The sequence below is a fragment of the Lysinibacillus sp. CTST325 genome (genome assembly GCF_054665055.1).
In genome coordinates, this window is record NZ_BAAFHO010000005.1 from 256,164 (window position 1) to 267,825 (window position 11,662).

11 protein-coding genes are annotated in these 11,662 nt (G+C 39.6%); 2 read left to right on the forward strand and 9 right to left on the reverse strand.

Going from position 1 to position 11,662, the window contains the following annotated elements; translation table 11 throughout:
- Positions 1 to 40 precede the first annotated feature (40 nt).
- Complete coding sequence (locus ACYQ73_RS14620) at positions 41 to 472, reverse strand: GNAT family N-acetyltransferase (RefSeq protein ID WP_460013156.1); 432 nt, start codon at positions 470 to 472, stop codon at positions 41 to 43.
- A 268-nt stretch (positions 473 to 740) separates the two neighbouring features.
- On the opposite strand from ACYQ73_RS14620, the gene ACYQ73_RS14625 reads away from it, so the two are divergent.
- Together ACYQ73_RS14625 and ACYQ73_RS14630 are read left to right on the forward strand one after the other, a co-directional pair.
- Positions 741 to 1,193, forward strand: a complete 453-nt coding sequence (locus tag ACYQ73_RS14625; RefSeq protein ID WP_460013157.1) for a MarR family winged helix-turn-helix transcriptional regulator — start codon at positions 741 to 743, stop codon at positions 1,191 to 1,193.
- Positions 1,194 to 1,450: 257 nt separating this feature from the next.
- Positions 1,451 to 3,088, forward strand: coding sequence for a PucR family transcriptional regulator (locus ACYQ73_RS14630; protein ID WP_460013158.1), 1,638 nt, complete (start codon positions 1,451 to 1,453; stop codon positions 3,086 to 3,088).
- Here the strand turns inward: ACYQ73_RS14630 and ACYQ73_RS14635 are convergent.
- From ACYQ73_RS14635 to ACYQ73_RS14670, 8 genes are read right to left on the reverse strand one after another with little or no spacing between them, the layout of a single operon-like run.
- The gene (locus ACYQ73_RS14635) at positions 3,077 to 3,904 is read right to left on the reverse strand and encodes an ABC transporter permease (protein ID WP_460013159.1); all 828 of its coding nucleotides are present in this window, start codon (positions 3,902 to 3,904) and stop codon (positions 3,077 to 3,079) included. The genes ACYQ73_RS14630 and ACYQ73_RS14635 overlap by 12 nt on opposite strands.
- 12 nt (positions 3,905 to 3,916) lie before the next feature.
- Positions 3,917 to 4,858: an ABC transporter permease gene (locus tag ACYQ73_RS14640; RefSeq protein ID WP_460013160.1), complete on the reverse strand. Its 942-nt coding sequence runs from the start codon at positions 4,856 to 4,858 to the stop codon at positions 3,917 to 3,919.
- 17 nt (positions 4,859 to 4,875) lie between these two features.
- Positions 4,876 to 6,423: an ABC transporter substrate-binding protein gene (locus tag ACYQ73_RS14645; protein WP_460013161.1), complete on the reverse strand. Its 1,548-nt coding sequence runs from the start codon at positions 6,421 to 6,423 to the stop codon at positions 4,876 to 4,878.
- 18 nt (positions 6,424 to 6,441) lie between these two features.
- Positions 6,442 to 7,413, reverse strand: a complete 972-nt coding sequence (locus tag ACYQ73_RS14650; protein ID WP_460013162.1) for a P1 family peptidase — start codon at positions 7,411 to 7,413, stop codon at positions 6,442 to 6,444.
- Positions 7,414 to 7,447: 34 nt separating this feature from the next.
- On the reverse strand, positions 7,448 to 8,425 hold the full coding sequence (locus tag ACYQ73_RS14655) for an ABC transporter ATP-binding protein (RefSeq protein ID WP_460013163.1): 978 nt from the start codon (positions 8,423 to 8,425) through the stop codon (positions 7,448 to 7,450).
- Positions 8,400 to 9,428 (reverse strand): ABC transporter ATP-binding protein, encoded by a 1,029-nt coding sequence (locus ACYQ73_RS14660; protein ID WP_460013164.1) that lies wholly within the window; start codon positions 9,426 to 9,428, stop codon positions 8,400 to 8,402. The genes ACYQ73_RS14655 and ACYQ73_RS14660 overlap by 26 nt, the downstream gene beginning before the upstream one ends.
- Before the next feature lie 17 nt (positions 9,429 to 9,445).
- Positions 9,446 to 10,903 carry an aldehyde dehydrogenase family protein gene (locus ACYQ73_RS14665; RefSeq protein WP_460013165.1) on the reverse strand — a complete coding sequence of 486 codons (1,458 nt, stop codon included), beginning with the start codon at positions 10,901 to 10,903 and terminating at the stop codon, positions 9,446 to 9,448.
- An 11-nt stretch (positions 10,904 to 10,914) separates the two neighbouring features.
- Entirely contained in the window at positions 10,915 to 11,661 is a 747-nt protein-coding gene (locus tag ACYQ73_RS14670; protein ID WP_460013166.1) for an SDR family NAD(P)-dependent oxidoreductase, read from the reverse strand.
- Position 11,662 lies beyond the last annotated feature (1 nt).

The following is an 11,662-nucleotide window of genomic DNA, read 5'->3' on the forward strand; positions in this document are numbered from 1 at the left end:
GCTATTTTTTAAAATGAAAAATAAATACCATTACACCCTATTAAATTGTTTTTTTCATTAAAATATGTGGGATGCCACAATCCATAAATTCTTCACCTTCACGCTTATAGCCTAATTTTTCATAAAAGCCTTCTGCATAGGATTGTGCATTTAATTTATATTTTGTTAAACCTTTTTCAAGTGCTATTTCCTCTAAACTTTTGATAATCACTTTACCTAAACCAAATTTGCGGAATTCTATTAATATACATATACGTTCTAGTTTGCCATAGCCATCAACAACTCGCAGTCTGCCCGTGCCAACAGGTTGTTCGTTATAGTACACGAGAATATGATCACATGCTGCATCTAGTGTATCGAATTCATCAAATTCTTCTTCCTCTGGTACCTCTTGTTCCTCTATAAAAACTTTTTGACGAATGGTAAATGCTGTTTGTAAATCTTGTTCATCTGTAATTTTTTTCGTGTTCATTTTTACATTCCTCCTTGTTTTTCGGAGCGTACTCTCCGTTGGTAGAACTTTGTTTTCCGACGGTAGAACCGTCTACTTCGACGGTAAAACTGTCTATTGCGCGGCATAATCTGCTTTTTCCGCCGCTAAGCCGTCCACTCCTCAACTAGAACCGCTTTGCAAAAGAACCTCCATTGTAGATATAAAGTGAAATTTCCTTGCATGGATGATAATATATAGTATAGAGCATTTTTTATTGCAAATACAATAAATTTTTCGGAGGCAATCAATGAAGGAAATTTTGCGAGATATTGGTGCAATTGCGCGGGCACTTGATTCCATTAGTAATATTGAGTTTAAAGAACTTGATTTAACAAAGGGACAATATTTGTATGTCACCCGCATCTGCGAAAACCCTGGTATTATTCAGGAAAAGGTAGCTGAACTATTAAAGGTAGATCGCACAACTGCCTCCCGAGCAATTCAAAAGTTGGAGACAAAAGGTTTTATAGAAAAGCGTAATGAGATTGGCAATAAGAAAAACAAACAGCTTTTCCCGACAGAGAAAAGTCTCAAGATTTATTCATTGTTAAAGCGAGAAGAAGACTATTCGAATGCTAGAGCATTAGATGGTTTTTCTCCTAAAGAAATTGACAGTATTCATGACTTATTAATTCGTATTCGTCAAAATATTGAAACTGATTGGGAATATGTAAAGAAAGGTCATACACGAAATTATTAAAGGCGATTCCATGCGCTTCTGAACATTTGGAATCGCCTTCCTTTGCGAAGAATACCTTTTTAAATAATGTCAGCGTGAGCTCCTTTCCCTTCACCAATTTTAATGATGTTATAGCAAGCCTACGTTCAATGCCTTTAAGTGTAATATGATCACTCCTCGCATTATTCACCGATTTTACTCTATTATTCTATTTAATATTGAAATTTTCTGATTAATCAAACATAATTATTGTACATTCGAAGGGTAGGTGCTTATTTATGTCGAAACATCCTCTACTTGTACGTGATGTATTAAAGCGAAAGCATTTTGAATCTGCCAAGCTAATCGCAGGACAACAAGGCCTAAATCGACAAGTACTATGGACACATATATTAGAAATAAAAGATTTTGATACTTTAATAAATGGCGGTGAGCTCATTTTAACAACTGGTGTAGGTTTACAGTTAGAGCGTGAAACACAAATTGCTTATTTGCAAAACCTTATTCGTAACGGTGCTGCAGGTCTTTGTATTGAGATTGGTGATTATTTTAATTATGTCCCTATAGAACTGGTTACAATGGCTAATGCTCATGATTTTCCTATCATCATTTTTGAAGAGGTTGTAAGATTTATCGATATTACGCAGGATCTACATACGTATATTATTAACCAGCACCAGCTAGCATTAACACAGCTAGATACACTATCAAAGACTTTTATGGAATTGTCGTTAATGCCAAATGGAATTTTAAAAATTTTACAGGTGCTTCATCAAGATACCGATGCATTATTTTTATTTGTCTCCGAAGATACAAAAAGCTTCTATTATCCAATAGAAGCCAAAAAGTATTTACAATTTATGGAGGACCACTGTCAGCAACTAGAATTACAAGAACCCATTCAACAACTATCCATTGACAAAGATCATTTCGTAATCATTCCGGTCAATGGACTTGGACAAGTATGGGGCTATTTATGTATGCATTCTTTATTGCTAAAGCCAAGTGATTATACATTGTTAAATCTTGAACGTGCAACGATGTCTATTGCCCAAATATTAATGCGTAATCGAATGCTTCAGGAACGTCAACAAAGTCGTGAGGATGAATTTATCCTCGCCTTAATACAAGGAGAACCCATTGATCTTCAGTATTATCAAAGTTATTTGCCGCTGGAAAACCGCAACTTATTTTATCGCGTAGTTGTGTTTAATATGCTTGATTTTGCCAATACCTTTTCTGAGGAGGACTGGCAAGAAATACAGCTGCAAAATGTTATGTTTGTTCGTTCCATCCTAAAAAAACTTGGCTTTTTCCCTACTGTTTCGGTTCGACAGCATGAAATTATTATCCTTGCATTTTACATTGCAACAGATGATATGAAGAAAAATCGAGACTCTTTTCATCAAGCTATACAGCAGATTATTGCTCGAAAAACACCACAGCTTTTCGAGCAAATAACCCTTATCTTTGGCATTAGCAATGTTTATCAATCCATTAAGAGCGTACAGCAAGGCTATGAAGAGGCAATAACAACCATTCAAATGCAACACAATGAACTTGCTTCTTCTATTTACTACAAGGATTTAGGTGTTTACAGATTGTTATTACATCAGGACTACGCTGCCCTTTTGCAATACGTTAAAGATTATTTACATGAAATACTGTTGATTGATCAAAAGAATGGTAACGACCTGTATCAAACGCTCTGTGTTTATTTAGCATGCAATGGTGCCAAAAATGATACTGCTGAACAATTATTCATTGTCCGTCAAACACTCTATAAACGAATTGAACGACTAGAAAATATTTTAGGTGCTGATTTTTTACAGGCACCACATCGTCTCAATATAGAAATAGCAGTAAAGGCCTATGAATTATTGAAAAAAACAGCACCTGATATTTTACGCTTTTGAACGTGGATCCATAAAATCGCGTAACGCATTGCTAAGCATATACAAACCTAATACAAGTACTGTAATGGCTCCACCTGGCGCATAAGTGTACCAAGGGGCTCCAACTAAATAAGCTTGTGAATCTTTTAACATTCGTCCCCAACTAGGGTTTGGAGGCTGCACGCCAAGCCCTAAATAACTCAACGCTGCCTCCGCAAGCATTGCAGTCGCAAAGGTTACAGTTGCGGCGACGATAATCTGCGATGAAATATTGGGTAATATATGGCGAAACATAATGCTATAAGATTTTACGCCGATTAACTTTGCGGCTAAGACATATTCATTGTCACGATGTTGGACGAAACCACTACGTGTAATTCTGGCAATGGCTGGTATGGCAATAATGCCTAATGCAATAGCTGTATTTACAATTCCTGGTCCAAATACCGCAACGAGCATTAAAGCTAATATTATTCCTGGAAAAGCCATTAATGCATCCATTATGCGCATAAAGATTTCATCGATCCAGCCACCTACATACCCCGCTATACCACCAATTAAAATACCAAAAATTGTTCCGATAGATACCGTTAGTAGACCGACTGCAAAGGCCGTTTGTGTTCCTTTCATCATACGGCTAAAAATATCACGACCAAATTCATCCGTACCAAAAAGATAATCACTACTTGGGCTTCGTAATTTTTGAGGTATATTCATAGAGTTCACATCATGTGGTGTATAAAAAAAGCTGATAATCATTACGATTAGAAAACCGACAATGACTAGTAGACCAATGATTAAATTGATATTTTTCATGTACTTTTGTATATTTTTCATCGTATCCACCTCTCATCGTAATCGGATTCTAGGATCTAACACAGAATATAAAATATCGACCATAAAATTAATCATGACCACCGCTACTGTAATATACATAACGATTCCCTGCACTAATGGAAAGTCACGATTACTAATAGCCGTGATGAGGAGTTGGCCGACACCAGGTAGTGAAAATACTTGCTCCACAATAATTGTCCCTGCAACAACTTCAGCCATGATCAATCCAAATACCGTTAATATTGGAATCATTGAATTTTTTAAAACATGCTTATACATAACATTTTGCTCAGACATCCCTTTACTACGAACCGTACGCACATAATCGAGCTGAACTTGCTCTAAAATAGCCGTACGAACATAGCGGAAATTGACCGCAATTTGTGGAATCGCAATTGTTAACGCTGGCAGAACAAGTGTACTTAACGCCCCTGTTACACTTTGCGTCCACGGAATATACCCACTTATTTTAAAGAAGCTGAACTGCATGCCAATATACAAAATGAGTATCATCCCAAGCCAGAAAGAAGGAATGGCCATGCCAACTTGCATCACTGTCGACAACGACACATCACTGAGCTTATTTTGTCTTCTCGCTGCAAACATACCCAATGGTAAGGAAATGAGTAGTACAATTAAAAGGGTGAGCCCAGCCAATGACATCGTTACAGGTAGTCTGTCAAACAGTAAATCTTTTACTGGCATTGAAAAACGAATAGAATTTCCTAACTCTCCTGTCAATAATCCCTTCATCCAATCTGTATATTGCTCGTAAAGTGGGCGATTCAAGCCAAGCTCTGATCGCAAATTTTCAATTTGTGTGGGATCCGCTTCCGTGCCTAACATTGTCCGAACCGGATCACCAGGTAAAATTTGAAAAACACCGAATGTAATGATCGACACTAGAAGGATGGTTGTTATTAACAGGATGAATCGACGTAATATATACATCATCTAGCACTCATCCCTTTCTAGTTAGAAAACTTAACCTCAGACATATCATGGAACCAGAATGGGTAGCTCTTTAATCCAGTAACTTTTTTATTAGAACCCCAAACAATCTGATAATCTGCGATGTAAACTGCTGCTGCCTGCTCAGCTAAAATTTCCTGTGCACGATGATAATAGTCTATTTGTTTTGCCTGATCTCTTTCCTTTAAAACATCTGCCATAATTTTGTCGTATTCATTATTTTTAAATTTGAAGAAGTTTTCACTATCATTTGTTGAAATGTAATCATTTAAAATATCATAAGCAGAGGCACGACCTGTTAAATCGATCGTTGTCATTTGATAGTCGCGACCAAAGTAAACTCGGTCTAGCCAAATGCCCCACTCTACTACTTCAATTTCCACATCAATACCGATTTCCTTTAAATTAGCCGCTACGATTTGCGCGATATTTGAATACATATCATTATGTGAAGACACTGTAATTTTTGTTTTAAAGCCATTAGGATAGCCTGCTTCTGCTAATAACGCTTTGGCTTTTTCCACATCACGCTTATACATATTTTCTAAGCCTTTCTTTTGATAGTTCCCCATCGCTGGACTCATATTTGAACCAAGTGGTACAGCATATCCTGCAAATACTGAATCGATAATATCGGACTTATTAATAGCGTAGTTCATTGCTTGACGGACCTTTACATTATCAAAAGGAGCTTTAGTTTCATTAAATGTAACGATTAGTGATGAGTTATTATTTTGATGAGATAAGTTATAATTATTTTCTACTTCACTTACGCGCTGCCAAGGTACACTCGTTAAATCGACTTCATTGGCCATTAAACTCATAATCGCCGCTTGATCATCTGATTGGAAGGTAAACGTCACTTTATTCAAGTACGGCAACCCTTCCTTCCAGTAGTGTTCATTTTTCTTCAATTCTAAATTAGAACCTGGAGAGTATTTCACATAAGCAAATGGTCCAGTACCTATTGGGTTTTCATTATGTTTTCCATCATTGCTTTTTGGTAAGATGGCTGATTGTCGAGCAGTTAATGAATATAAGAAGTTAGAGTTTGGCTCTTTTAGCTTGATCACAAATGTATTGGCATCTGGTGCTTCAGTTGACGCAACATTATCAAAACTGTTTGACATCTTTTCGCCACCGTTTTTCCCCATTAAACGATCAAATGAATACTGAATATCTTCAACAGTTAAATCCTCTCCATTATGAAATTTCACACCCGGACGAATTTTGAATGTATATGTTAAACCATCGTCAGATACTGCATAGCTTTCGGCTAACCCCTCTTTTAAAGTACCATCTGTTTCTGGTGCCATAAGTCCTTCAAAAATATTGAGTATCATTTGGTACGATATAGATGCTGTTGCTTTATGTGGATCTAAAAAGTCTGGGTCATCATTTATACGTACTACGATGTCTTGAGGTAAATCTGCTACGGACTTTTCTTTAGAACTTTCATCTTTTTTGTCATCATTTGAACAGGCACTAACTAGTAAAACTACTATCAATGTCAACAACAGCATCAACCAATTGTTCTTCAGTCTCATGTCATTTCCCCCTATTCTCTATGTGCTCATTATTTGAATGCTTTTATAGCTTTCTACTTCAGCTAGTTTATCAGCAGCTGTAACGCCAGTAATGATCGCTTCCTCCATAACTCTTGTAGCCAAATGGCCCAAATAGTCAACTGGGTATCTTTTATCTCCCGTGCCAAGCACGAAAATCGTATCTCCATCCAGCATTGTGTGTACAGGATAAATTGTTCGTGCGAGAGCATTTTGTGTAAGCTGGGCTATTTTTTTTGCCTCTGCTTTTGTCAGCTTGGCATTCATTGCAATGACACCGATGGTCGTATTCGTACCAGATAGTCCTTCCGATTGCACATACTCCTCTAAATAAGTACAACAATCAATCCATTCCCCCGTTTTCGGATCCCTTGCACCCGCTAGCGTTTCTCTTGTATTAGGATTTTTTACATCCCCAACAGCGTTGACAGCTACGATGGCGCCAACTACAACCCCCTCTTTGCCAGCTACAGAGGCGCTACCTAGCCCCCCTTTCATACAAAATTGAGGACCTGCCAATTTCCCTACAGTCGCACCATAACCAGCTCCTGTATTACCATTTGCAAATGGACCAACAACCGCACTCTTTGCCGCTTTATAGCCCATTGAAGCAGTAGGTCTTGTCTTGGGATCACCGATAAATAAATCGAACAGCACCGCGCTAGGAACAATTGGGATCGTAGCAACGCCTACCTCTACTCCAACTCCCTGCTCCTCTAAAAATTGCATGACTCCTGTAGCTGCATCCAATCCGAATGCACTTCCTCCTGACAAGCAAATCCCATGAACATGATCAATTTCATTAATAGGATCCAGTGCATCAGTCTCTCGAGTGCCTGGCGCTGAGCCTCTTACATCGACACCGCAAACTACACCATTTTCCACTAAAATCGCTGTACAGCCTGTAATGCCCTCACTATTTTCTGCATGTCCAACTCTAACTCCAGGCACATCTGTAATATTTCCAAACATTACACACACCTCTCAAAAAGACTAAATTTTCGGTTTATTTATCATATAAAAAACACGCTACCCGTTGATGTATATTTTCCTCCTGAAGCACAGGTCTTTCCTGATGACATCTTTCCATCACATATGGACAACGTGTATGAAACACACAGCCTACAGGAGGATTCATAGGGCTTGGCAATTCACCTTGTAACGGTATTTCTTGTTTCGGTTGATCAAAATTGATAACTGGAATGGCTGATAGCAACGCCTGGGTATATGGATGCAGAGGATTCGCATATAATTCTTTCTTCGCGCCAATTTCCACTACCCTCCCTAAATACAACACAGCCACTCGATCGCTTATATGTTTCACAACACTTAAATCATGTGAAATAAATAAATAGGTCAAATGAAATTCATCCTGTAAATCCATCATTAAGTTTAAGACCTGTGACTGCACCGAAACATCTAGTGCAGATACAGGCTCGTCCGCAATAATGAACTCTGGATGAATAGCAAGCGCCCGAGCAATCCCGATTCGTTGTCTTTGACCGCCAGAAAATTCATGCGGGAACTTTTGCATAGCATCTTCCGGTAGACCTACCTTTTGTAAAAGCTCTTTTACACGTTCTTTGCGTTGCTCTTTCGTTAATGTTAATTGCAGCTTCATCGGCTCTTCGATAATGGCACCTATTCGCATACGAGGGTTGAGTGATGCAAAAGGATCCTGAAAAATCATTTGCATTTGATTACGATAGATTTGCAGCTTACTGCCCTTTAACTGCTGAATGGGCTGTCCTTTATATAAAATTTCTCCTTCGGTCGGTTCGACGAGTTTTAAAATAGTTCGGCCGAACGTCGATTTTCCGGAGCCGGATTCTCCTACAATCCCAAGCGTCTCGCCACGGAAAATTTCAAGCGAAATATCATCCACTGCTTTAATGACTTTTTTCTCTTCCTTCATCGACTTACGTTTCACAGGAAAGTAGGCTTTTAAATGATTAATTTCAAGCAAAACTTCTTTCTTCATCATGATCAAGCGCTCCCTTCTCCGTAAATAAATGACAGCGCACTTTATGTTCGTCTTGAATATGGATTACTTCTGGTAGCACCTCATGGCATTGTTCCATCGCAAATGGACAGCGCGGTGCAAAGCGACAGCCCTCTGGTAATGCATAAGCTGGGGGAACAGTGCCTGGGATTGACGGCAATCTTTTAACATCTGAGTCTAGATTAGGCATTGTTTTTAATAGAGCAGTTGTATATGGATGCTTCGGATTCATAAATAGCTCTCGCACGGGTGCTTCTTCTACGATTTGTCCTGCATACATGACCATAACGCGATCTGCCGTTTCTGCTACAACGCTCATATCATGCGTAATAAATAATATAGCCGAATGATGTTCTTCCTTCATCTTCATCATAAGCTTTAAAATTTGTGCCTGTACGGTTACATCAAGTGCCGTTGTTGGCTCATCCGCGATCAGTAGCTGGGGGTTATTGGACATTGCGATGGCGATCATGACACGCTGGCGCATTCCACCTGATAATTGGTGCGGATATTCAGCAATAACCTTTTCTGCATTGGCAATACCAACTTCTTTTATCAGCTGTAAAGATTTCTCCCATGCCTCTTTTTTTGATATTCTTTGATGTCTACGAATTCCTTCTATCATTTGATTACCGATTGTGAAAACTGGATCTAATGACGTCATCGGCTCTTGAAAAATCATACTAATTTCATTGCCTCTTATAGTGCTCATCTCTTTATTTTTATAGTCTAAGAGATTTTTACCATTCAATTTAATCATACCAGCTGTAATTTCTCCTGGTGGTATGGGCAGTAACCGCATAATGGATAACGATGTAATACTTTTACCGCTTCCAGACTCACCTACAAGCGCAACGGTTTCTCCCTTACGGATCGTAAAACTTACATCATCAACCACTTTTGCCTGCTTACCATTTTTTAAATGGAATTTTATTTTTAAATGATTTACCTCTAGTAGCACTTGATTTTCTTTTGGTTGATCCATATGCATCCCTCCGTCTATTACATTTGATTAGGTGGTGCATAGCGTATTGCGATATTTTTCATTTGCGTATAGTTTCTCAACGCGACAAAACCTTTTTCTCGACCAATGCCGCTCTTTTTATAGCCACCAAACGGCATTTGAATTCCGCCTGCGGCTCCATAGTTATTAACAAACACTTGTCCAGCTTTTACACGGCTTGCGACATAATGTGCAGTATCCAAATCCTTCGACCAAACCCCTGCAACTAAACCGTAGTCTGTACTATTTGCCAAGGCAATTGCTTCCTCAACGTTCGTAAACGTCAATACCGTCAACACCGGTCCGAAAATTTCCTCCTGCGCAAGTGTATCGTTAGCTTCTACCCCTGCAAGTATTGTTGGTTCAACATAATATCCTTTTTCATAGCCCGCAATCGTCAGTGTCTCACCACCAGTAATCACATAACCATCTTCCTTCGCCTTTTGCAGCAGTGTTGAAATCTTCGTATATTGTCGTTCATTTAGAAGTGGACCCATATCAACGTCTGCCTCACCTGGACCAACTCTTAACGCTTGAAATTTAAGCACTAATTGTGCAATGAATTTTTCTTTGGCACTCTCTTCAATTAGTAATCTAGCCCCGGCAGAGCATGTTTGTCCGGCATTCTGAATAATGGCACGTACAACTCCCTCAAGCGCTTGCTCCATGTTGGCGTCCGCAAAAACAATATTTGGGGATTTCCCACCGAGCTCTAACGTTACAGGTACAACATTTTCAGCCGCTGATTTCATCACTGCAATGCCTATTGGAACAGAGCCTGTAAACGTAATATGATTGATATCAGGATGAGCTGTTAAATACGGTCCTACATCACGACCTAAGCCTGTAATATGCTGAAAAATACCTCTCGGCAATTTATCCGCAAACCATTCCGTTATAGCGTGTGTAGTTAATGGCGTATCTTCCGCACTTTTGACAATTACTGCATTGCCGGTAGCAATGGCAGCTGCTACACTTCTCGCTGTGATTTGAATAGGATAATTCCAAGGCACGATATGTACGGTAATTCCAACAGGCTCTAACACTACCGCATTTAAAATGCCGTCTTCAATAGGAATCGTGTCTCCCATTACTTTATCAGCAGCACCCCCATAAAACTCAAAATAGCGAGCTGCCGCTTCAATATCCGCTCTTGCTTGTGTTAACGGCTTTCCAACATCACGACATTCCAATAAACTCCATTCCTCTGCATGCTTGCGTATATAGTGCGCAAATTCCACAAGTAGCTGTCCCCGTTCATAAGCTTTTATTTTCCGCCACTCTTCACTTTCAAACGCTACACGCGCAGCACGTACAGCCTCGTCGGCATGCGTTTTACTCGCATTCATAATCTGGGCAATGACTTCACCAGTAGAGGGGTCCATAACATCTAATAAGGCCTCTTTCATAGCACCGTAAACCCACTCACCATTTATAAACATCGGAATTTTTTTCACCATTATTCCTCCTATAGTCCGCGACCGCCGTCCACATGTAAGGTCGTTCCTGTAACCATGCCCGCCGTATCAGACAGTAAATAACTTACTGCTCCTGCAATGTCTGATGGATTCACTAAACGTCCAAGGGGGACCGATTGAACAAAGACACTTTGCTTTGTTTGCTCGATATCCGCTCCTTGTGCCGTAAATTGACCAAGCATCTGTGTATCGGCTGGACCTGGGTGAATTGTATTAACACGTATTTGTAACGGCGCTAGTTCAATAGCCAAAGCACGTGTAAAACTCTCCGCCGCTCCTTTAGAAGCAATATAAGCCTGTAACCCTGGGCGTGGACGTACAGCAGAAATGGAAGCGATTGTGACAATTGAACCTGTGCGCCGCTCTTTCATGTATGGAACGACTGCTTTTGTTGTAATAAATAAACTTTTAACATTGACATCCATTAACCGATTCCACTCGTCCATCGTTACTTGCTCAAGCGGTGTGGCTGACTGCGCTATACCAAGTGCATTGACAAGTCCATCAATCCGTCCGTACTTGTCAAAAACCTGCTTGAACACTTCGTTCACGCGCTCCTCTTGCAAGACATTGACTTCAAAGCATTGTAAGGTATCCTGCGCTAAATCGTTTAAAGAAGCTACTGATAAATCAAGTCCTACAGCTATATTGCCCTGCGCAAGTTGCTCCTGAATAATGGCTTTCCCCATACCGCCCCCGGCACCTGTGACGATAATGACCTGTTGTTCTACTGCCATG